This is a genomic window from Spirulina sp. LEGE 11439 (assembly GCF_059821285.1).
In genome coordinates this window covers 129,658-151,614 of sequence record NZ_JCAMRX010000010.1, presented here as the reverse complement: position 1 = coordinate 151,614, position 21,957 = coordinate 129,658, and the positions used below count along the sequence as shown (strand labels likewise).

Annotated in this window: 17 protein-coding genes; 6 read left to right on the top strand and 11 right to left on the bottom strand. The window is 40.2% G+C overall.

Features of this window, described 5'->3' with window-relative positions; all coding sequences use genetic code 11:
• Nucleotides 1-120 precede the first annotated feature (120 nt).
• A complete protein-coding gene (locus AC6RV6_RS09935) occupies nucleotides 121-555 on the bottom strand; it encodes a peroxiredoxin (RefSeq protein WP_500240684.1) in 435 nt (144 codons plus the stop codon).
• 143 nt (nucleotides 556-698) lie between these two features.
• Between AC6RV6_RS09935 and AC6RV6_RS09930 the strand changes: the two genes are divergently transcribed.
• From AC6RV6_RS09930 to cobQ, 3 genes are all read left to right on the top strand, one after another.
• On the top strand, nucleotides 699-1,100 hold the full coding sequence (locus AC6RV6_RS09930; RefSeq protein WP_500240683.1) for an Npun_F0494 family protein: 402 nt from the start codon (nucleotides 699-701) through the stop codon (nucleotides 1,098-1,100).
• Nucleotides 1,101-1,135: 35 nt separating this feature from the next.
• Nucleotides 1,136-1,882: an FkbM family methyltransferase gene (locus tag AC6RV6_RS09925; RefSeq protein ID WP_500240682.1), complete on the top strand. Its 747-nt coding sequence runs from the start codon at nucleotides 1,136-1,138 to the stop codon at nucleotides 1,880-1,882.
• Nucleotides 1,883-1,948: 66 nt separating this feature from the next.
• Nucleotides 1,949-3,439 carry a cobyric acid synthase CobQ gene (gene cobQ, locus AC6RV6_RS09920; protein ID WP_500240681.1) on the top strand — a complete coding sequence of 497 codons (1,491 nt, stop codon included), beginning with the start codon at nucleotides 1,949-1,951 and terminating at the stop codon, nucleotides 3,437-3,439.
• On the opposite strand, the gene mnmH is transcribed toward cobQ, so the two are convergent.
• The 3 genes from mnmH to AC6RV6_RS09905 all read right to left on the bottom strand — a co-directional run bounded on the left by mnmH (nucleotide 3,436) and on the right by AC6RV6_RS09905 (nucleotide 8,038).
• The gene (gene mnmH, locus AC6RV6_RS09915; RefSeq protein ID WP_500240680.1) at nucleotides 3,436-4,485 is read right to left on the bottom strand and encodes a tRNA 2-selenouridine(34) synthase MnmH; all 1,050 of its coding nucleotides are present in this window, start codon (nucleotides 4,483-4,485) and stop codon (nucleotides 3,436-3,438) included. The genes cobQ and mnmH overlap by 4 nt on opposite strands.
• A gap of 46 nt (nucleotides 4,486-4,531) precedes the next feature.
• Nucleotides 4,532-5,488 carry a DMT family transporter gene (locus AC6RV6_RS09910; RefSeq protein ID WP_500240679.1) on the bottom strand — a complete coding sequence of 319 codons (957 nt, stop codon included), beginning with the start codon at nucleotides 5,486-5,488 and terminating at the stop codon, nucleotides 4,532-4,534.
• A 96-nt stretch (nucleotides 5,489-5,584) separates the two neighbouring features.
• On the bottom strand, nucleotides 5,585-8,038 hold the full coding sequence (locus AC6RV6_RS09905) for an FAD-dependent oxidoreductase (RefSeq protein ID WP_500240678.1): 2,454 nt from the start codon (nucleotides 8,036-8,038) through the stop codon (nucleotides 5,585-5,587).
• Between the two features lie 306 nt (nucleotides 8,039-8,344).
• Here AC6RV6_RS09905 and AC6RV6_RS09900 point away from each other — a divergent pair, with 306 nt between their 5' ends.
• Nucleotides 8,345-9,646 (top strand): S-layer homology domain-containing protein, encoded by a 1,302-nt coding sequence (locus tag AC6RV6_RS09900; RefSeq protein WP_500240677.1) that lies wholly within the window; start codon nucleotides 8,345-8,347, stop codon nucleotides 9,644-9,646.
• 36 nt (nucleotides 9,647-9,682) lie between these two features.
• On the opposite strand, the gene AC6RV6_RS09895 is transcribed toward AC6RV6_RS09900, so the two are convergent.
• From AC6RV6_RS09895 to dnaB, 4 genes are all read right to left on the bottom strand, one after another.
• The gene (locus tag AC6RV6_RS09895) at nucleotides 9,683-9,865 is read right to left on the bottom strand and encodes a hypothetical protein (RefSeq protein ID WP_500240676.1); all 183 of its coding nucleotides are present in this window, start codon (nucleotides 9,863-9,865) and stop codon (nucleotides 9,683-9,685) included.
• A 91-nt stretch (nucleotides 9,866-9,956) separates the two neighbouring features.
• On the bottom strand, nucleotides 9,957-11,528 hold the full coding sequence (locus AC6RV6_RS09890; protein ID WP_500240675.1) for a phospholipase D-like domain-containing protein: 1,572 nt from the start codon (nucleotides 11,526-11,528) through the stop codon (nucleotides 9,957-9,959).
• A complete protein-coding gene (locus AC6RV6_RS09885) occupies nucleotides 11,528-15,007 on the bottom strand; it encodes an AAA domain-containing protein (RefSeq protein WP_500240674.1) in 3,480 nt (1,159 codons plus the stop codon). Before AC6RV6_RS09885 ends, AC6RV6_RS09890 begins: the two co-directional genes overlap by 1 nt.
• Nucleotides 15,008-15,310: 303 nt before the next feature.
• Nucleotides 15,311-16,642, bottom strand: a complete 1,332-nt coding sequence (dnaB, locus tag AC6RV6_RS09880; protein ID WP_500240673.1) for a replicative DNA helicase — start codon at nucleotides 16,640-16,642, stop codon at nucleotides 15,311-15,313.
• Between the two features lie 97 nt (nucleotides 16,643-16,739).
• Here dnaB and AC6RV6_RS09875 point away from each other — a divergent pair, with 97 nt between their 5' ends.
• Nucleotides 16,740-17,129 carry an MAPEG family protein gene (locus AC6RV6_RS09875; protein ID WP_500240672.1) on the top strand — a complete coding sequence of 130 codons (390 nt, stop codon included), beginning with the start codon at nucleotides 16,740-16,742 and terminating at the stop codon, nucleotides 17,127-17,129.
• Here the strand turns inward: AC6RV6_RS09875 and AC6RV6_RS09870 are convergent.
• Both AC6RV6_RS09870 and AC6RV6_RS09865 read right to left on the bottom strand, forming a co-directional pair.
• Nucleotides 17,126-17,731: a Uma2 family endonuclease gene (locus AC6RV6_RS09870; RefSeq protein ID WP_500240671.1), complete on the bottom strand. Its 606-nt coding sequence runs from the start codon at nucleotides 17,729-17,731 to the stop codon at nucleotides 17,126-17,128. The two genes, AC6RV6_RS09875 and AC6RV6_RS09870, sit on opposite strands and share 4 nt — an antisense overlap.
• A 49-nt stretch (nucleotides 17,732-17,780) precedes the next feature.
• Nucleotides 17,781-19,364: a photosystem II high light acclimation radical SAM protein gene (locus tag AC6RV6_RS09865; RefSeq protein WP_500240670.1), complete on the bottom strand. Its 1,584-nt coding sequence runs from the start codon at nucleotides 19,362-19,364 to the stop codon at nucleotides 17,781-17,783.
• Between the two features lie 498 nt (nucleotides 19,365-19,862).
• Here AC6RV6_RS09865 and AC6RV6_RS09860 point away from each other — a divergent pair, with 498 nt between their 5' ends.
• On the top strand, nucleotides 19,863-20,249 hold the full coding sequence (locus AC6RV6_RS09860; RefSeq protein ID WP_500240669.1) for a DUF1830 domain-containing protein: 387 nt from the start codon (nucleotides 19,863-19,865) through the stop codon (nucleotides 20,247-20,249).
• A gap of 71 nt (nucleotides 20,250-20,320) precedes the next feature.
• Here AC6RV6_RS09860 and AC6RV6_RS09855 read toward each other — a convergent pair whose 3' ends face one another.
• Nucleotides 20,321-21,667, bottom strand: a complete 1,347-nt coding sequence (locus tag AC6RV6_RS09855; RefSeq protein ID WP_500240668.1) for a 2Fe-2S iron-sulfur cluster-binding protein — start codon at nucleotides 21,665-21,667, stop codon at nucleotides 20,321-20,323.
• Nucleotides 21,668-21,957: the final 290 nt, after the last annotated feature.

Sequence of the window (21,957 nt, the reverse complement as noted above, 5' to 3'; positions counted from 1 at the left end):
AGAAAATGACAATGATTGCGATTAATTAGAGAGATGCGATCGCATTAAAAAGCTAAAAGAAAAAAGCAGAGCAGCATAACGCTTCTCTGCTCAAAAGTAGATGAAAAAATAACCCACAATTTACTGGAGAGCCGCTAAAACATCATTGGCATGAGTTGAAGTATTGACACTTGCATCAACTTGAGAAATCGTGCCTTCCGCATCAATGATATAAGTCACGCGCTTGGAATAGCCACCTCCTTCTACATCATAGGCTTTTGTAATTGCCCCATCCGTATCGGTGAGGAGAGTAAAAGGCAAACCGTATTTTTCTTTAAACATTTTGTGAGAGGCTTCATCATCCATGCTCACCCCCAAAACGACAATATCTTTATTTTGATATTCTGCGTATTGGTCTCGGAAACTCTGAGCTTGTTTGGTACAGCCCGGAGTATCATCTTTGGGGTAAAAATATAAAACGACAATTTTACCCGCGAAATCGGTCAGAGAGACCGCATTGCCTGCATCATCTTTGGTGGTAAAAGTGGGGGCTTTTGTTCCAACTGCTAGTGCCATGACCTTTGAATTCCTCCGAAGGATAAATAATCGTACTTCTCTGAATTTTACCAAGATGTTGTTAGAAAACCCTATCTACCTAATGGGTGGGGAAATGTCAAAATAAAAAGAGTATTCTTAAATTAATAGTTGGCACGATCGCTATGTCCAGTTCAACGTTACCCCCCATTGCCTATTCCTCGCAAACCCTAGAGCGAGGATCGCGTGCTTTGCGGTGTTCTCCTTTTACCTTGACCTTGTTTATTGCCATGCGATCGCGCGGAATTGCCTTAAAAGCGATCGCTGGCTCCTCTGGAGTCAAAAATAAATACACCTGTACCTCTTTATTGGAGTTAAGTGCCGAGAGCGATTTAATTTGGTCGATTCGAGTCGGTCTTTTGCGGCGAGAAGTAGACGGGCAAGGCATTACCGATAGTTTTCGCCTCACTCCTTTAGGTCGCCAACTCGTGAAACAGTGGGAGATACAAGGAGATTCTTTTGCTTCTGTCTCATGGTGCGATCGCCCTAAAAATGCCCTCAATCGCTGGCTGAGACTCCCTATCTAAATTTCTAAAACCCAGTTATCTAGGTTTAACGAGTGATGGAAAAACTAAAGCTCCCCAATGGATTAGAATGTTATTCCTTAAGTCAAAAAGAAACCGAATTTATATTTTCGGAAATCTTTGCCGATTGGCAATATATGCAAAACAATATTGTCGTTCATCAAGGCGATTGTATTTTTGATGTCGGTGCGAATATCGGTCTTTTTTCATTATTTATGAATCAGATTCAGGAGAATTTAAAAATCTTTGCTTTTGAACCTATCGAACCAACATTTTCAGTACTATGCGAAAACATACACCTTCACAACTTAACCAATGTTTCGCCGTTTAATTATGGTTTGGGTTCGGAAAATAATCCAGAGCGAGTTTTTACCTTTTACCCCAATATGCCGGGTAACTCCACCGAAAGACCCAAAGAAAAGTTAGCACAAAAAGATATCATGATTGATATCTTCGGACAAGAACAGACTGAATATTTCTTCCAACATACTCGAGTGGTTGGCGAAATCAGAAAGCTATCTCATGTTATCAAAGACCTATCCATTAACTCAATTGACTTACTTAAAATTGATGTGGAAGGAAGCGAACTTGATGTTCTTCAAGGAATAGAACCGGATGACTGGCCGAAAATAAAGCAAGTTGTTGCTGAAATTCACAATGCAAACAACAGATTGGATCAATTTCTCTCTATTCTCCAAAGTTACGGGTTTAAAGTAACCGTTGAGAAGAGTGATTTACTGCCTTCTACGTTAAATAATTGCAATGTTTATGCCGTGCGCTCTTGATACTCCTATCAAAATTCATCTACGATACAAAGTAGCCTAAATAACTATCGATCGCTCAATAACTCAGTGAAAGCAATAATGGTTGTGGGAACCACCTCCCACGCAGGAAAATCCATGCTCGCGACGGCACTGTGTCGCATTCTTTCCCGTAAAGGCTGGCGGGTGGCTCCGTTTAAAGGGCAAAACATGGCCTTGAATGCCTATGTTACCTCAACCGGAGGAGAAATCGGTTACGCCCAAGCCGTGCAAGCATGGGCTGCCGGCGTGAGTCCTTGGGTAGAAATGAACCCGATTTTGCTTAAACCTCAAGGCGATAAGACTTCTCAAGTCATTCTGCGCGGGACGGCAGTAGGCATCACCAAGGCACAAGATTATTACGAACAGTATTTCGAGCGGGGTTGGCATGCCATCCAAGAATCCCTACAGCATTTAGCGGGTGAATTTGATTTTGTGGTTTGCGAAGGGGCGGGCAGTCCGGCAGAAATTAACCTCAAACACCGGGATTTAACCAATATGCGGGTGGCCAAGTATTTAAGTGCGCCGACTTTATTGGTTGTCGATATCGATCGCGGCGGTTCTTTCGCTCATGTTGTCGGCACTCTCGCATTATTAGAACCCGACGAACGGGCGCTGATTAAAGGGGTCGCAATCAATAAATTTCGTGGAGACCAAGCTCTCTTGCAATCCGGGATCGACTGGCTGGAAAATTATACCGGCATTCCAGTCTTGGGGGTGATTCCTTGGGTTGATAATCTGTTTCCGGCAGAAGACTCCCTCTCTTTGTTAGAGCGGCGATCGCGAAAACCCAACCGAGAACTCACGATCGCTGTATTGCGCTTGCCTCGCATTTCTAATTTTACGGACTTTGACCCCCTAGAAGCAGAACCCACGGTAGATGTGAGATACGTGGCACTCGAGGGAAATTTAGGCTATCCCGATGCGGTCATTATTCCGGGATCGAAAACCACCACCGCCGATCTCAAAGTCTTGTATGAGAGCGGTATGGCTGCCAAAATTCGCGATTATGTGGCGGCGGGAGGCATTGTTTTCGGAATTTGCGGCGGCTTCCAAATGCTCGGCCAAACTGTGAGCGATCCAGAACGGTTAGAAGGAAGCGATCGTCAAACCACCGGCCTAAAACTTCTCCCGATTAAAACAACCCTCGAACGCCGCAAGGTAGTACGCCAACGCATTTGTACGTCAATTTATCCGCAATCTTTGCCGATCGATGGGTTTGAGATTCATCAGGGACGCACGCGCCTGATGAACCCACCCTCAGATCCTTCCTCAGATCCCCCCGAGTGCCATTATTTGTTTAGCGATCCGGGGTTGGGTTTGGTCGATCCGTCTCTGTCAATTTGGGGTTGTTATTTACATGGATTATTCGAGAATGGCGCTTGGCGGCGATCGTGGCTCAATCACCTCAGACAAAGGAGAGGCTTGCTTTCTTTGCCGACGGGAATTCCCAACTATCGAGATCAGCGCGAAATCATGTTGGATGAAATCGCAGATTTAGTGGCAAAAAATTTGGATTTAAAACCGCTTTTACCGAATTAGTGATGGGTTACGCTTTGAAAAGTTTGGATCGCGTCGTCGATTGTTTTAGCGTCTAAATTCGCTAAAACAATCGCTTGTTCTGGAGGTTGAAAGAGACGATTTTGAGAACGATGATAGGCTGGATCGTAATAATATAAGAGCAAATCTCGGACTAACTCATGCCATTGCTGGCGATCGCACCACTCGAACCATTGTTGTAGCTTTTCTTGGCCGCAACGAGATTTGAGGCGCTGTAATTTCGTTTTGAGAATGTCGGGATGTTCGATAAAATGAGAATATTGTTGTAATAATCCCTTCACTCGTTCTTCAAGAGATAAACGGATTTCAACGCAAGGAGACTGTTTCATTTTTTCCCATAATTCTTGAGGGAGATGAACTTTCCCGATCTTATGACTTTCCGACTCTAGCCAAACTGTTTTCTCGCGATTGTATTGTTGTAGCTGTTGAAGAAATAAACTTTCAAAATACTTTTGCGAAGGTTGGCACTCGAGGCGATCGCGCCATTCCTGACCCAATAAAGACCCGCGATGTCTTGCCAATTTTTCTAAATCTAAAACTTGCATTCCCTGTTGTGACATTGTTTTTAAAATTTGCGTTTTTCCCGTCCCCGTCAAACCGCATAAAATTTTATAATTAAACTGTTGCGGTAAAACTTGCAATTGTTCGCGGACATGGGTTCGATAGGTTTGATAACCTCCTTTGAGAACGGTCGTTTGCCAGCCAATTTGATTTAAAACTAAGGCCAAACTCTGAGAACGCTGTCCTCCACGCCAACAGTAAATTAAGGGAAAATAATCTCGTTCTTTGTTAGCAAAATGGGACTGTAAATGACGAGCAATATTTTGCGTGACCAAAACCGCACCTCTTTTTCTGGCTTCAAACGGTGAAACTTGCTTGTAAATCGTGCCAATTTTAGCGCGTTCTTCATTATTGAGAACTGGGAGATTCAACGCTCCCGGAATACAATCCTCTGTATATTCTCCCTCAGAACGAACGTCGATAATTTCGCTATATATTTCATTCCAAGGTTTTTGAGTAAAAAGCATTGACACAGAAACTAAAAAATATGAGTCCGAATATATTGAGCGATGATTAAGAATCACCGATTTCTTTTTTCATCCCGTTACTTTGTTTCGTTAAATATATGCCAACTAGAACTAATAAAAAAGCAATCCAGTTAAGAAATGTTAAAGATTCTGCAAAAATAATCCAAGCAAATACCGCAGTCAGTAAAGGTTCGAGGAGCATGAACAGGGTCACGAAACCAGAGGAAAATTGTTTGAGGTTATGAATCAACAACCCTTGTCCAATGACTTGACAAAGAACTCCCAGACCAATAACGGCTAGCCAAGTTTGCCAAGTGTGCGGAAAAACTCGATCTTCCGCAATCAGTGTTATACAAAGGGTGAAGAAAGCGCAGAATAAACTCGGCCACAAAAGGATTGTCGCTGCTGAGAATTTGGAGCGCAGATCCTCTCGAATCAAGTAATTTGTTGCATAAAAGACAGCAGAGAGGAAAGCTAAAGCATCGCCGTTTAGAGTACGAGTATCGATTTGAAAATCTCCCCATGCGATCGCGGTTGAGCCAATTAATGCCAAACTCATGCCCAATAAAAACTTAAGATCGAAACTTTGAGACAGAAATAACCATCCTCCTAATGTCGCAAAAATAGGGGTCAGGTTATGAAGTAAATTAGAATTGGCTACACTGGTTTGCGTTAAAGATAATGCCCAGAAAACCATAGCTAGAGTTCCCACCAGAGAGGAAAGGAGAAAACGCCCCCAATCTTTTAACTCAATATTGTCTTGAGGTTTGGCTAAGTCTGCAATGCCTCGACTTTGAAGATTATCCCACAGAAATAGCGTGATAAAAGCGATCGCAAAACGATTAAAACAGGTTGCAGCCGGACCAAGTTCATTCTCACTCAATCGGGTGAAAATTGCGGCGAAGGATAAGATTAAGACTCCAATAAGCAATGAAAGTAAAGCCAATTGAGAGCCTTGAGATTGAGTCTTATTTTGCTGAATCTCATTTTCTGTCGTCAGCATTATATTTATCGGGGTCGTTTCTATAAAGTCTAAAAGTAGCCCTCTCACTGATAAAAAAGAGCGAGAAGGCTTTTTGTGAAAGTATTTTAGTGCAGGCTAAGCGATCGCTGTAGCAATAGCTGTCGATCGTGTCGATCCGGTGGAATCCGTTTGAATTTTGTAGAAACTTTGGCCATTTGCAGCTTCATAATCTGCTTGCAGGGCTGAAAAATCATCATTCCACAAGAGAATTGCGATCGCCGCATCTCTCATACTCGTTGCGGCTTGCAATTCCTGTCCCAAATAAAGATACCAAGAAACATCCATTTCACTGTTAAAGAGCGGTTTCTCAATCTCCGTTACGACTCCCGAACGTTTTGGATACAAGGAATAGGCGCTATATTGCCACGCTTGTCGCTTCTTCAAGTTGAGTTTCGGTGCATCTCCCATCTGTAACATCAAGTGAGCTTCTTGCAGGCGAACGCCTTGATATTTATAGAACATTTGCGAGACCAGTCCTCCAGGAGGACGAGCCGCAATTTCCATCAATACCGGTTCATCTGTTCCTTGCTCGAGAAAGAAATCGAGATTGAGAACTGCTGATGAGGGATAGCCAGACTCCAAACTTGCCAAAGTATCGAAGGAAAATTGCTGCAGTTTTGCAAACTCCGGATCCTCTTCTCGAACGACGATATTACCGATAGGACTGCCATACAAAAACTCATCATTCGGTCGATAGTGTTTGCAGGCAGCAAAATAACAAGGTTTGCCATCTTTGATAACAACACTCGTATTATAGAGTCGACCAGTGATGAACTCGTTTAACTCAAATTCTTCACTCGCATTGACATGAGTATCGCACCAAGTTTTGAGTTGATTGTAGTTGTAAATTCGTTGTGTTTTTTCGCTGCCGGCTCCAATAACAGGTTTGATGAAAATTGTTGCTCCTAACTTCTCAATGGTATCCTGTAAGTAAGTTTCAGGTGCTTTGAGATATTGCTGAGGAGCGAAAATTAAATATTTAGGCAGTCGAATTTGTGAATTTTGCAAAGCCAACTTGAGTAAATTTTTGTTGGTAAATGGATGAATCTGCTCGGGGCGATCGCCTTCTATATTAAGACGTTCTCGCATTTGGGCTGCTAAAAGAACCGAATATTCGTCGTTAGTAATAATCCGGCAATTTTCAGTCTGAAGTTTAAAGGTCGTTGTGATTTCTTGATAGACTTGGAGGAGATTTTCTAAGTTATAGGGTTCGACAATTTTAACAAGGTCGAGGTATTCGTACTGAGCGGGAACAATTTTGCTCAGTCCTTGCCGACTGCCAAGGAAGACAATATTGCGGTTAGCTGTTTCGATATGGGAGAGATCGGTTTTGATCGGTAAAGTATCGTGGAGAATAAAAACCGTTTGTTTTTGAGCATCTAGAGTGTGATGTTCTAAAGCAATTGGGCGGTTTTCTTTCTCAAACATTTCTTGAATGTGCTGAAGAATTTCTGTTGAACAACCCCAAGATAAAGTAACACCAGCTCCACCATGACCGTAGTTATAGAAAATTCGCGTATCGGGAACCCTTTCCACACAGACATTTTTCTCTGTAAAGGGACGCAAACCCGTTCTCACTGGCTCATTTTCGTCGAGGGGCAGATCTCTCAGTTCTTGTAAAAATTGCAGACAGCCATCATACATCTGCCGAATGATGGGAACATCAAGAGATAAGTTGGTATCCCATTGGTCTTGTTGGGCGAGACCCCCTAAGACAACGATATCATCTTTGCCTCGCGGAACGATAAAGATGATGTCCTGTTCGTCTGTGGAAGAGTCATCATGAGAAATACAATGAGCATCATTAATAATTCCACCTTGATTTTTGACCCTCACGAGGGCACCTCGCAAAGGATACATGGATGAATCTCCAGTCGTGACAATCGAACCCAATCCCGCACAATTGACAATTGCCTCAACATTAAAGCGATCGAGCAACTCTTGTTCGTTTTGCACGATATTGACGGTAATTTTCTCCTGAATGATTTCACAGCCAATATCTTTGACGTATTGAAGAAGCCATTTCATATAAGTATCTGTGTTTGCCATTGGAGCCATGTGCTTGTAAGCGTCTTTAATCCCTCCTTGAAATCCTAAATCGATGGTATCGCGAATGATGTGTAAACCTCGTTCAAAGCCATCCACTTCTGCCTTTAACTCATTCATTTTCTGAAGGTCGGCAGGACGATTTTCAATGATATCTTTAAAGTAAAAATAGACATCTCTGAGGTAGACACCTGTTTTTTCAGAGCCGTACTTAGATTGAATTTGCTTTAGTTTTTCATAGGCAATCATGCACCAAATTTTAGAACGTTCCAAGGAACGAGGGGTACCGTGCTTGCCACAAACAGCAGGAGGCCATTCCCATAATGCTCCTGCTACAATTGAAGTTAAATTAGGTGCAAAACGGTCAGCAACAATCGTGACTTGAAAACCTGCTTCTCTCAAACAAATTGCAGTTGTCAGACCGCTGACTCCTGCTCCTATCACTAAAATTCTGTTTTTGTCTGGGTTTTGATTATTGCTCACTATGATTTAATTTCCTATTTTTGAATTTGGTTGCTATGGTTGAAAACTTCAGTTTTGGGTCAAGTGAGTGGGAATTCAACGCGATCGCTCTGGCCAATCTAGTCAAAGGATATCTCACTAAAATCCATTCTTAACAAGACTTAAACAGTTAGGCTTTTACCTCCTGAGCTTTTCCAAGGTAATCCATAAACACCCACATATGAGTAGTATTCTTGTTAAGAAAAAATAAAGGTTTTTTTGTACCTACTAATTGTTAGAAATATATGAGATAACCTGCAATTTTTTTTGATTTTCTCTATCATAAAAATGTTGCACTCGCGATTTTTTATCAATTTTTTAACCTTGAATTATAAATATTTCCTAACCGCTTTGAGTTTGATTTTAAGTGTAGGAGGCGGTTTAGCGTCTTGTAGCGGCGATCGCACTTCGCAAAGCTGGTTTTCCCCAGATCCCCAACTCCAAGAGAATTCTACGGCATCAGAAACCTCTCTCAGTCCTTCTCCCAGTCCTTCTCCCCAAGAAACTCTTCAACCAACCCCCACAGAGGTCAAAGGGAATAAACTTCCCGCCAATTTTCCCAAAGCAATTCCCATTTATACCCGAGCAAAATTACTAGAATCTCAATATCGAGTGGGAGAAATTCAAGGAGAAACGCGTTGGAAAACAGAAGCCGATCGCGATACCATTGCAACATTTTATCGGCAGGAATTAGAGAAAAATAACTGGGCGATCGATGCTTCTGAGTCGAACAATTCTTTAGTGATTGCTTCTCGAGATCAATTGAACCTCAAACTCTCAATTACCCCTGCATCAGATTCCGATCCGGAAACTATTTTTTTGCTTGAGTATGCAACTAATTTACCCGAAACGAATTTGACAGAGGTAGAAATACAGCCAACAAAATCAAACGCCGAAGATAGCCAAGAGAAACCCAAAATAGAAACTTCTTTCGATTTAACGCAAGTTTCTCCTCAAGTTCGTGGTTACATTGAAGACTTCGCCGCGTTGGAACTATTACCAGAAAATTTTGACCCCAATAAAACGATTACGCGGCGAGAATATGCTCGCTGGCTGTTTACGACACACAATCAATTGTATCGCGATCGCCCCACCAAACAAATTCGCCCGGTTGCCAGTGCATCTCAGCCTGCTTTTGGGGATGTGAAGGAAAGCGATCGCGATTTTGCCATCATTCAAGGGTTAGCAGAAGCAGGAATTATTCCTTCTCGTTTGAGTCAAAATACCGAAGCCTTATTATTTCAACCGGATGCCCCTTTGACGCGAGAAACGTTGATGTTATGGAAAGTTCCTCTCGATCTTCGCAAAGCCTTACCTTCTGCTTCTATTGAGGCAGTTCAGAAAACATGGGGCTTTCAAGATACGGAAAAAATCGATCCTAAAGTGTTAAAAGCCTTATTTGCAGATTTTGAAAATGGGGAAAATGCTAACATTTTGCGGGCGTTTGGTTATACGACTTTATTGCAACCTAAAAAAGCTGTAATAGGTTCAGAAGTGGCGGCGGCTTTGTGGTATTTTGGCTATCAAGGAGAGGGGATTTCAGCACGGGAAATTTTGGTTTTAGAAAATAGCCAGCCAGACAAACAGTAAATAAAAAAAAGTGGGGCGAATGTCCCACTTTAGTTATTATTGACTAACGACAATGATTTTCATTCTAGTTAAGCCAAATTCAACCTCTAGTTTTCCTTTAAAAGGGCTGTAAATGGTCATTCCAACAATACCCAAGATAGTTCCTCCAAATACAATCGTTGTGATTAAAGCGATCGCACCGTAATGGGAGCGTTTGAGTCTTGCAGAATCTTTTGGCATAGAATGTGAAGTTATATTACAAACAAAGCGGTTTTCGACAATGAAATCACCTAACTTATCTTACTACATCATTTTTTAAAATGTGTATGTACTATTTCAGTCGTTTTATCTCATCCTCAAATAACTCATCAATTTTCTGAGCATCAGATACTAATATACTTCTTTCATCTCGAAAAGGACGGTTAGGATCGCCTTTGAAAGAAAGCCAATTAAAACTCCCAACAATTCCAAATTGGCGATCGGAAACAAGAATTTTACAATGAGTATCACCCAATCGTTTAAAAACAAAATTACTCTTGTAACGTTCCGCTAATTTCTTTATTTCTTCTTCTGCTCGAATATCATAGTATTTTTTTTCTTCTTTTTTTTCTTCTCCAAACCCATAACCAATAAATACTTTAACACCTTTAGCAAGCAATGTTTTTAATTTCTGAATTAACCATTGATTTGAAGCGTTTGCTCGAATCCAAGGAGCAATAATTAAAAGACGTTCTTGGCTATTTTCCAACGCTTTTTCAAGCAAAGGTCTATGTTCATAGGTTTTCAAATAGCGGATTGGTATTGATGAAATGACTTTTTCAAGTTGTTTTTTCAATTCCTTTATTTTTTGTTTAGCTTCATTAAGCTGGTGTTCTAAACTTTGCTTTTCTACATCGTCCTGATTTTTCTCATAAAGTTTTTGTGTTAGTGTGATTTGCTCTTCTATCTTTTGTGTTTCTACACTAATTTGAGACTTAACCGAATTAATTCGCTCTTCATATTCGTCCGCTTGTTTGACAAAATCTTTCCCTAATTTTTCTTCAGCTAAATTTTTGACTTCTTTTAATTGGCTAGACATACTATCTGTTAACTGTTTGATGATTCGCGTTTTCTTACCACCTTTTCCACGAGAAAAAGCAGATTCATGTTCTTCAGAGAGTCGTCCATCAATAACAAAAGAAATTTGAACTTCATTACCATCGTTACCATCGTTTTGTTTATAAATGAGAGCTAAAGCAGGTTGAAAAAAATGGTTTCTTCTCTCGATTGTTTTTAGTCCGATAAACTCTCGATTATCTTCCTTTCTGTAATTGTTTTCTCGGGCAATCTGACGAATAACTTGTTCTATTTCTTTGATTTTAAGATCGGCTAATTCTGGAGGATTATGTGGATAAGCAGGAATTTCCGGGATATTGTTTTGTTTTAGTTCTCTCGGTCGCAATAAACTGCTTTCCTGTTCCCATTTTCCATACCAGCGAGGTTTTTTGAGCATTCTATCAAAATTGATCTTGTATGTTCGCTCTTCTGGAACAATAATGGTTGCTTGTGCAAGAGTCGTTTTTCCTTTTTTTGTTAACTTCCATGATTGAATTTTTGAATTTTCTGATGCAATAAGGTCTATATTTTCTAATTGTCTTAAATTAATCATTGCATCCTTAGTCACAGACTCTTCTAAACCTAAAAATTTACCAATCTCTTCTAAGGAAGATAAACCTACATCAATTGCTTTTAAAATAAATTCTTCTATTGGAGGAATAGATTTATGTCGCAATGTTAACACAGTTAATATTATACGAGTTACAGGAAGTCCAACAGATACAAGATTGACCAGCTCAAAACCCGGACGATTCTCAAAACGTTGAGCTACTTGTAAAATGTCTTCTTCATTATTGTTTAGACTCATTATGTGGCCTCCTGTAAGCAACATGATTCAGGATGAGATTCAATATATTCTAAAATAGTGCGAAGAGGATTATATTTTAAACCTCGACAAAAATTATGATCTCCTACGATCGTTAACCCAACTTTGCCTCTAGATAGTGCAACATTCATCCGTTCTATATCTCGCAAAAAACCGGGATTCCTTTGTTTGTTAGAACGAGTTACAGAATATATTGCTATATCGGCTTCTTGTCCTTGAAATGCGTCAACAGTGTTACATTGTATATTCAATGTTTCCCAATTGCTTGCCTCTCGATCTATTTGTCGTTTTATTAGCTTTAGTTGTGCTGAATATCCCGTTAAAACTGCAACACTGTAAATTTTATTCTGACTTTGTGCCATGTGGTTAAATTGAGAAATTAGACGAATAATAATTTGAGATTCAGCTATATTCTGAAAACTTTGTTTAACTTTTTTTTCGCGACAACGATCGAGTTTGCTTGTTGATAGCCAAGTTACAGGTTTAGGAATAACTTGATTGAGATTTATATCTATATCGGTTCTTGCGCTTTGAATTTGACCCTCATAAAAACATTCGCTAATGAGATCGCCAATTGGTGCAACCATGCGATGTTGTATGCTGAGAATATTTTTATTAGTTTCGGGTAAACTTCTAAGTAAATAAGCAAATAGTGTTTCTTTAACTTCTTCTGGTGTTAAATTGTATTTTTCTAAAAAAATTCCGTCGCGACTTGCTTTATCTTGAAAAGGAGGAAGTTGTTTAGTATCTCCTACTAAAATCCAACGTCTCGAGCGTGCAATAGGAACTAATACCTCAGTTGCAGTTGCTTTTGATGCTTCATCTACAATACATAAATCAAATTCTACATCTGGAATACTTCGAGCTAGTCCAATACAAGTTCCTGCAACAATTTGGGATCGTTTCAGTAAAGCAGCATTAAAGCGATCGCGATCGCTTTGTCCAAAGATATCAAACCACTCCTGCTGTATTTTCATTAACCTTTTCATCATTTTCGCTTTGTCATTTTTGGGATCGCTTAAGAAATTCTCATAAACTTCTAAATCTCCCAAAGGCATCTTTAATATTTCTTCTTTGTCTAGATTGGGACATAAGTTATTTAATTCTGTAGCGGCTGTTTTTTGCTCCTCCTGACGAATTAATTTTGCTTTCTGTTCGCATTCTTTGATGCGATCATCCAAATAACTAAGCTGATTTTTTAACTCATCAGGTAAATTTTCAGGTATTTTAGCTGATGGAGAATTAAACTCATAGTTATCCAAATTAATCTTATTTTGCGAAAGCAGTTCAAATTTTTCTTGTTTTCGTGATTCACTTTCCTTTTTGAATTCCTCTAATTTAGCAACGGAATTTTTTAACGTCTGGAACAGCATAGACATTGCTATATCTTTTGGATCGAGTTGATGTCTTTCTGCCCAGTCAATAATAAAGTTTTTACTTTTTTCTCTGACATTATCTTTCCAGTATTTCATTTGTTCTTCTAGTAAAAGAGTGTGAACACTCTTGGCAACTCTTTCATGATTTCCTATTCGTACAATTTGTAAATCTTTATTCTGATTTTGAATTCTTTCTAAAGCATTATCTAAAGCAACATGAGTTTGTGAAGTTAATAAAATTCGTGCCTCTGAGTTGTTTTGTAATGTTTGTAGGATAAGTTCAGTAATGAAAGTTGTTTTACCCGTTCCCGGTGGACCTTCAATAACTAAAAAATCTTGAGTTCCTAACGCTGATATTACTATATTTTGTTGAGATTCATTAAGAGATTGAATAAATTGGATATCCTCCTCAACATTGGATGGAGAAACTTCCTTGGGATCGATCAAAAGAGTTCGTAAATCTGAACGCACTGCGCGATTATATTTAATGGTATCTAGTGCATATTTTTGCTGATTTAGTGCGGATTGAGATGCACGAGTATCAAAGAATAATGCTCCTGTTTTAGGAAGATTATCTACCTGACGGTAATTAATATAAAGAGTCAACTGGTCATCTTGAATATCTTCAATATCTCCAGCTAATAATGATTTGCCTCGTTTAGATCGAACATAACGAGGTTCTCCAAGAATATCTTCATCAGGAATTGAATCTAGTGTAAAAATTGCCCGATTGTCATGTATAACAACTTGAGTATATCTTAGAGATGGTTTGCGCTCTTTTTCCCAATCTGTTTTAGCTCTTAGGATATTATCCCAAGTTCTGAATAATCTTTGTTTTTCATCTTGTGCTTGCTTCTGCCTTAAATCCGCTTCGTGTTCTTCAACGCTTAATTTCAACTCTTTAATGATTTCTTTTGCTTTAATTTTATTGGTGCGATCTGAAAATACAAATTTGTAGGAAGGCTGCCAACCTTGCAGCCTATTCTCTTCTAGAGTATCGCTGGAAAGATGACGTGCATTAAAGACTACTAGTTTATCTTGACCGTTTTTATCAATACCAACATGATAACTATAATCAACTCCGAAAATCTGATATTGTCCATCTTGATACTCCTCAGAATCTCGTTTTTTGTATCGAAAAATACCGCAATTAGTATTTAAGTCTTGCATAATAATATTTCGTATTTCTGGCTCTGAATCAGCTTTTAATTCATCACCTATTTTTTCAACAGATGAAGAAATTAACTGCAAATAACATTTTTGTCTGATTCCTGAATATTTTGCTTTTCGTTTTTCTTGAGATGCTTTTATTTCAGATAATAAAACTTGGGCATCATGCTGACGTTCTTCCGGATCGAGGGAAACAGAGCATTCAATAATTTTAACAATTTCTTTTGGTGCATCTAATCGATTCAGTGCTTGTTCAATATCTTCAGAATTAGTAATTGCTTCATTAGTTAAGCATTTGAGAGTAACAACACCAAAACTAAACACATCGCGAGTGTAGGTAAAAGAACCATCATCTTTCTCGGGAGGAGTATAGGGACGCGAACCAAATTCTCTGAGGGTAAAAGTTGGGTTATCCCATGTTGGTTTATGATATCTTTTGAGTTTTGATATGCCAAAATCTGCTAATTTAATTATTCTTTCAGCATTAATTAGAATATTTTCAGGTTTAATATCCCGATGAATGTATTCTCGATGATGACAAAAAGCTAGGGCTTCTAATAAGGATTCGCCAATATCTTCCCAAAATGAATCCCACCCTTCTATGGGAGATTCTTTTAGGACTTGGAGCAAGTCTTGTTCCATCCATTCCAATACTAAAAAATTATGACCCGTTTCTCCATTCACTCCAGAATCAATCATTTCAACAATTTGAGGGTGCTTTAATTCTTGTAGAGCTTGAACTTCCCGTCTGTAAGATTCTGCCGAAATTTCTTCTTCAATCTTGCCATTACTGAAAACTTTTATCGCAACAAGGCGATCGCTTTCTAAATCTCGTGCTTTGTAAACTTCACCCATACCACTCTTTTTAGGTTCGGGGAATAATTTGTATTTATCGTTCAGTAATCGAATTCTCATAGTAATTCTCGATGTTGTAGCTTTTAAAGATTTGTTACAATAGCCTTGTTGTTATGTTTTTTTGCTATAATAGTGAGTTACGCTCACCTCTTGAAATGGAAAGAAGGTATTTATTTCATTAAATATAGTAGCATCAAAGAGAGCAATTTTATGTTAGGAAAATAGCAGATGGAGATCTCTCTCCAAAGCAGTTTAGAAAAAACATACCTATACCTAATTTTCACTCGCATTGCCAGAAACTCAACCTATTGTGAGCCTTGACTTTTCACCAACTGCGATCGCGAACTTCTAATTCTTCTGTGCTTAAGATTCCGCCGCTAGATTTTCAAACTTAGTTAATTCTGGCAAGAAAAGAAGTTTAATTGTTCCCGTAGGACCATTCCGATGTTTAGCAATAATCACTTCAGCAATATTGCGTTCGGGAGAGTCGGGATTATAGTAAGAATCTCGATATAACATAATTACCAAATCGGCATCTTGCTCGATTGAACCACTTTCGCGTAAGTCCGAAAGCATGGGGCGCTTATTTGTACGAGACTCAACGCCTCGACTTAACTGAGATAAAGCAATAACCGGTGCATTCACTTCTCTAGCTAAACCTTTCAGCGATCGCGTAATTTTTGCCAATTCTTGCACCCGATTATCGCCTCCACCTTCCATCAATTGCAAATAATCAATTAAAACTAAACCAATTCTACCCCCTTGTTCTGCTTGCAAGCGGCGCACCTCCGATCGCATTTGCATGACGCTTAAAGTCGCATTATCATCGATAAAAATAGGTAACTCAGCTAAATTCCCAATCGCTAAAGCAACAGATTCCATTTCAGTTTGAGTAATGCGCCCCGATCGCAAACGGTTACTTTCAATTTTTGCTTCTGAAGCTAACAATCGTTGCACTAATTGTTCTTTCGACATTTCTAGGCTAAATATTGCCACAGGAAATTGATGAGTGTGGGCAATATTAGAAGCTATATTTAAGCCTAATGCAGTTTTTCCCATTGAAGGCCGTCCAGCTAAGACAATTAAATCCGATCGCTGAAAACCACTGGTCATCGCATCTAAGTCATAAAAATCACAAGCAAGTCCGGGTAGTGCAGATTCTTGTTGTAATTTTTCGAGTTCGTCAAAAGCATAAATTAAAGTCTCTGCAATGGGAGTCAATCCTTGTTGAGGACGTTTTTGCGTTAAACCGAAAACTTTTTGTTCCGATCGATCTAAAACAATCTCTAATTCTAAACTGGTATCGTATCCTAATTCAGCAATTTCATGACTCGCCCCGATTAATTGACGGCGAGTATATTTTTCCATGACTAAGGCTGCATAGCGATCGATATTAACCGCCGAAACTGTTCTTTCTACCAACTGCGCGAGTTTTCCCGTACCGCCAATATCATCTAATTTTCCTTGGTCTTGTAACCAACTCGTTACGGTCATTAAATCTGTAGGTTTTCCACCGCGATGCAATGCAGAGGCCGCTTGATAAATTTCCTTATGGATGCTGATATAAAATGCCTCGGGATCGATGACATCAGCAACTCGTCCCATTGCTTCGGGATCGAGCAAAATTCCTCCTAAAATGGATTCTTCTGCTTCTACATTTTGAGGGGGTAAAGAATTTCCGACAGGATCGAGCATCGATTATCAATGAACAATGAATAATGAACAATTATTGAAAACTACACTTCCTAGGGTACAATAGTTCTGATTCTTAGATTATCAAAAAAAACGAGCAATGACACCCGATCTGATCTGTTTATTAATTTTGGCATTGTGGTCAATTCCCCTCAATCATCTTCCCGCACTGGGTCGTATTAAGGCTGCGGGGGTAGAATGGGGTATGGGAAATCGCGAAACGCTTCCCGATGCACCGCCTTGGGTGGGACGAGCCGATCGCGCCAAACAAAACCATCACGATAATTTAGCCGCGATCGCAGTCATTATTCTCATGGCGCAAGTGACGGGACACCATGACGAGATTACCGCGATCGCTTCGATTGCGATCGTTATCTTCCGAATTCTTCACAGTTTGAGCTACACTTTGGGCATCCCTGTCATTCGAACCCTCGCCTATGCTGGCGCTTTAGTTGGAATGGGAACAATTGTTATACGACTTTTTGTTTAACGAGGAAGCACGTCATTTAAACAAAATTTCAGGTTTGGCAAACAAGGAGAGACGATCTCTTCTCTCAAGCGAAACTGCTGTTGAGAATAATCTTCTCCAATTAGTTGACACACGGTAAAAGTTGGCTGTTTGGGACGACCGATAAAAGCAATTCCTCCTAATCCTCGATAATCGACGATCCAATATTCGGAAATTCCTAAAAGTGCATATTCTTCAACTTTTCTCGCATAGTCATTTTCCCAATTGGTACTGACGACCTCAACGACTAATTTAATTGAACGTCCAAGGGTAATAATAGGTTCTTTTTCCCAGAGCGGTTCATCGGAAAGAGCAGTTTCATCTAAGACAATAACATCGGGACGACGGGCAATGATTGCCTCAGCTAAAGGACGAATTAAACAAGTTCGAGGGATTGACCAAGATAGTTTTTCATTGACAATTGCTGCACTAATTTGAGTGGCAATTTTGCCGCTAACAATTTCATGGGGTCCCGTGGGTTCCATATCGATGAGTTCTCCATCTGCCAATTCATAACGCGGATCGTCTCCATATCGAGTGAGGAAATCTTCAAAAGTTAAGATTTTTGCAGATGTATAAGTCATTTTAATAAACCCTTCAACTCTGCTCGGGACAAACAATAAACAGTCCCTTTTATGTTAACGCAACTAGCTCCTTGCGAAGATTATCTTTCTTCTCTCCCATTGGTGCGCTCAGTGCTTCTTCTAGAGGGGCGCATCCAAGACGTTCTTCTAAAATCTTCAGCGTTTCTCGTCCAAAATCATTGGGATTTTGTTGCCATGCTTGCAAGCAAACTTCTCCAAAATACGATCCCAAAGGTTCGGGATTCCAGAGTAATTTTCGTGCTGTCCAAGGCATAACACTCATGGGATTATAACCGGGTTTGAGAATTTCTTTCTTTAAGGCATATCCTTCTAAATGAGTGTGGGGTTGTAAGCCAATAAAAAAGATCGCCGGTTCGACTTTATCTACGCCAAAAATACTCTCTAATGCTCGATGATAGGCAATCGTTTGGCGAATGGTCTCAAAAGTTTCATCGATAACATTAAAAGAATAATTCACGGAAACAACATCATTGAATCCCGATGCTTTCAAATCCCGACAATTTTGTAAAACCGTTCGTAAATTATACCCCATTCGCATTTTTCGCACTAATTCTTGAGAGCCGCTTGTAATCCCAATTTCAAAATAATTCATCCCAGTTTTAACCATCAGATCGCACAATTGAGGGGTTAAGTTATCAGCACGAATATAAGCAGCCCAGTGTATATCTTGCATTCCTGAATTGTGAATTTTTTCTAGCAGTTCGATGGTGTCGTTAATATATTTTTTGGCAGGGATAAATTGAGCGTCTGTAAACCAAAAATTGCGAACGCCGCGATTGTATAATTGGCGAATTTCTGCGACGACTTCATCAGAGGGATTAATTCTGACTTGCTTGCCTTCAACAACAGTATAAATGCAATAACAACAATTATGAGGGCAACCGCGTTTCGTTTGTACGCCGATATAAAAGTCATTTTCTTGCAAATAATAGCTAAATTCCGGCCAAATCTTGGCGATATAGTCGTAATTACAAGCTGTTTTCTCGATCGCCGTCGGGGTTTCGTGAATCATGCGATCGCGAGGCTTGGTTTCTCCGACGATATAACATCGCTCTCCACTAATATCCTCCCCTTTCAACAAGCGCTCGAGTAAAACTTCTCCTTCTCCAACGGAAACGATTGTTCCTTGGGGAAGAGATTTCTCAATTTGTTCGTAAAAAACACTCACCGCACCTCCCCCGACAACGACGCGAACCTCTGGGTGATAGCGTTTGGCGCGTTGTAGTCCTTGCTTAATCAAACCAAAATTGCGCCATAATTCTCCATAGTACGCACTGGCAACTTTTAGCCCTCCGAAGGCTCCTCGCAAGCGAATCAGGGGGTTTTTGGCATAGTACACTTCAAACGCCATTTGCAGGGGATTGCCACCGCGTCCTCCCACGGGAGCGTAAATCTGGATATCTCGCCATGAAAAAACCAGTAACGTTGGCTGAAATTCGTCGATCGCGCGATCGAGGGCTTTCGTGAATTCTACGGGGGGTATTGTTCCTAAATCAAAAATACGCTGTTGAATCTCTGGGAAAATTTTCCCGAGGCGATCGGCGAGGTAAACGACACCAATGGGAAAAATAGGGTTGCAAGGAAGGCGAACGTAAAGAATTTTTGGAGTCATTGTTAAGAAATTGTTAAGAAATTGAGATAAAAGAAAATTTTGTGGCAGTCATCCTCGATAATTAACTGACTGGATGGGAATAAAGATTGCTGTTGCCAAAGGTGTTTGCTTGGAGCGGCGATCGCGAGACGAATTGTAAAATTTATTTACATAAGTTAACTCTAGCGTCTTTACTTACTCCTATCAACTTTAAAGGTTGCAGAGGATCCTGAAATCGTTTGGGATTGCCGATCGTCGGATTTCTGAGAAATGGGAATCTTGCAAGATCGAGGCGCGATCGCTACGGGGATCGCGGAAAAATGCCGAAATAAGGTGAAATTGACTAATATAACCTCAATTCCCCGAAGAACTAGTTATAATATCCCTATTTTTTTAGATTTTCTCTTCCACCTCGGGAGGGAAAAATCAGATTGGTATTCATGTTTACAGCAGTTGGGGATCGCAAAATGTTACGTTAGGAATGTCATAGTAAACACCTTATATCACGCCTCAGTTATCATGTCTCAGATCCTCGATCCCATTCCCAACACCATTGGAACACCCGTTCTATGTTGCTACGTGAACGCGACCAACCAAATTCAAGTGGCTCGCATTACGAATATTTCGAATTGGTACTTTGAAAGAGTCGTTTTCCCCGGACAGCGTTTAGTTTTTGAAGCCGTCCCCGAAGCTCTTTTAGAAATTCACTCGGGCATGATGGCGAGTGCAATTCTTTCCGATACTATTCCCTGCCAACGCCTTTGTGTTAACGAACAAAGTACAGTAACTCAAGAGGCAACTATTTCACAACCGGACAGTCAGGAGAGTGAAAATGTCGCTCGAGAATTCTCAGAAACCATGCTAAAAAAAGCAGCGAGTCAGAAACCAGTTGTAGCTGCAATTTAATAAATGATTATGCTGAGGTGGAAAATCTCCACTCAGTCCCATAAAATCAATCGAGGCTCGGCTAACCCAATCTATAAATTGAGGACAATTTTGGTAGTTTTCGGTTTGCCAACACAAATCAACACAGAACCTTCATCGGGAGTTCCCGTTGGAGGTTCTGCATATTCGATCTCTCCGACTTGTATTTCACACATACAAGTCAAACAGATTCCTTGACGACAACTAAAAGGTGGATTAATTCCTTTCGCTTCAGCAAAGTCTAAGATTGTGCCATCCGCAGGCTGCCAAGTCAATGTTTTCCCCGATCGCGCAAATACGATCTCTGCGGTTTTTCCTTCGGTTTCAGTGGACAGTGGAATATTTGGGAGCGCTTTTTTACTTTTAGTAAATTCCTCATAAAAAACGCGATCGCTTTCCACACCCCATGCGGCTAAACCTTCTCGCAGGGACTTTAAAAAAAAGGGAGAGCCACAGAGAAAATACTCTGCTTGTGCCAAACTTTTCTCAGTCAATTCCGGGACGACGCTCTCTTTAATTAAATTTATATCTGCATAGCCCCGAGAGTTATATTTTCCTTCATCTTCCGGTTGGGGGCGACTGTAGCAAAAATGTACGTGCAAATTGGGATTTTCCGCCGCGATCGCGAGAATTTCTTCCCGACAAGCGTGATAAGCACCATTTCGAGCACCGTGAATATACCAAACTGGGCGATCTCGATTGAGCCGAGAACAAGATTTAGCCATACTTAACATAGGAGTTAAGCCAACCCCATTACTGACTAAAATTGCTGGGGTAGATTTTTGTACGTCGAGGAAAAATTTGCCATTAGGAGGTTTGGCGGCAATGATCGAACCTTTTTGAATGCGATCGTGCATAAAATTAGAAGATATTCCGGGAGGAACTTCTAATCCTTTGGGTGCGGCTTCTCGTTTGATCGATAAACGATAATAAGTCTGCTTCTCGGGATAGTCAGAGAGAGAATAAGTGCGAATAATAGGACGTGATTGTTCGGGAATATTGAGTTGAATCGTTAAAAATTGACCGGGTTTAAAATCAGGGAGATCGCCACCATCTTCGGGTTTGAGATAAAAGGAGGTAATTTCTTGGCTTTCTTTAACCTTGCGATCGACAACAAAATTACGCCAATCCTTCCACACCTTCTCTTTTGTTGCTGTTGTGGCAGAAGGTTGAGGCGATCGCTTCTCTTTTTTTTGCACGAGTGAACCGAATAACGCTCCACCTACTCCGCCGATGAGAGTCGCATAAGCTATAACTTTGTGAGTCCGATCGTTTTTAGCTTTGGGATCGGCAAAACCCGCGATCGCTCCAGATATCATGACAATCGAGGAAGCAGTAATACAAGCTGCCGTTACACCTCGCACGAGAGGATTTTTGATTTTGGCTAAACTTTCTAACATGGTAGAGAAAATGAGGCTGAATTTTGGGCTGTGGCTTGAAGATTTGCTCTTAATATTAAGCAAAACTCTCAATTCACATCTTTCTTTTACAGAAATTAAAATTATCTCAGTAGAGAAAATTTTAATTGTCAGCATTTGTTGAAGTTGAGAATTTTTCTCTAGGCGATTGGGTGTAGCTTGAGTTACAGTTGTGGACAATACTGAAAGAACTGCGTATCATTGCCCAATACGGGGGTATAACTGGGTAATGTCTGCCAGACTCTGAAAAAAACAGAATATTACATTGCGAT

Coding starts and splice junctions, on each gene's coding strand:
- AC6RV6_RS09935 (WP_500240684.1), bottom strand. CDS start 555: ATGGCACTAGCAGTTGGAACAAAAGCCCCCACTTTTACCACCAAAGAT.
- AC6RV6_RS09930 (WP_500240683.1), top strand. CDS start 699: ATGTCCAGTTCAACGTTACCCCCCATTGCCTATTCCTCGCAAACCCTA.
- AC6RV6_RS09925 (WP_500240682.1), top strand. CDS start 1,136: ATGGAAAAACTAAAGCTCCCCAATGGATTAGAATGTTATTCCTTAAGT.
- mnmH (WP_500240680.1), bottom strand. CDS start 4,485: ATGCTTTTTACTCAAAAACCTTGGAATGAAATATATAGCGAAATTATC.
- AC6RV6_RS09910 (WP_500240679.1), bottom strand. CDS start 5,488: ATGCTGACGACAGAAAATGAGATTCAGCAAAATAAGACTCAATCTCAA.
- AC6RV6_RS09900 (WP_500240677.1), top strand. CDS start 8,345: ATGTTGCACTCGCGATTTTTTATCAATTTTTTAACCTTGAATTATAAA.
- AC6RV6_RS09895 (WP_500240676.1), bottom strand. CDS start 9,865: ATGCCAAAAGATTCTGCAAGACTCAAACGCTCCCATTACGGTGCGATC.
- AC6RV6_RS09890 (WP_500240675.1), bottom strand. CDS start 11,528: ATGAGTCTAAACAATAATGAAGAAGACATTTTACAAGTAGCTCAACGT.
- AC6RV6_RS09885 (WP_500240674.1), bottom strand. CDS start 15,007: ATGAGAATTCGATTACTGAACGATAAATACAAATTATTCCCCGAACCT.
- dnaB (WP_500240673.1), bottom strand. CDS start 16,642: ATGCTCGATCCTGTCGGAAATTCTTTACCCCCTCAAAATGTAGAAGCA.
- AC6RV6_RS09875 (WP_500240672.1), top strand. CDS start 16,740: ATGACACCCGATCTGATCTGTTTATTAATTTTGGCATTGTGGTCAATT.
- AC6RV6_RS09870 (WP_500240671.1), bottom strand. CDS start 17,731: ATGACTTATACATCTGCAAAAATCTTAACTTTTGAAGATTTCCTCACT.
- AC6RV6_RS09865 (WP_500240670.1), bottom strand. CDS start 19,364: ATGACTCCAAAAATTCTTTACGTTCGCCTTCCTTGCAACCCTATTTTT.
- AC6RV6_RS09860 (WP_500240669.1), top strand. CDS start 19,863: ATGTCTCAGATCCTCGATCCCATTCCCAACACCATTGGAACACCCGTT.
- AC6RV6_RS09855 (WP_500240668.1), bottom strand. CDS start 21,667: ATGTTAGAAAGTTTAGCCAAAATCAAAAATCCTCTCGTGCGAGGTGTA.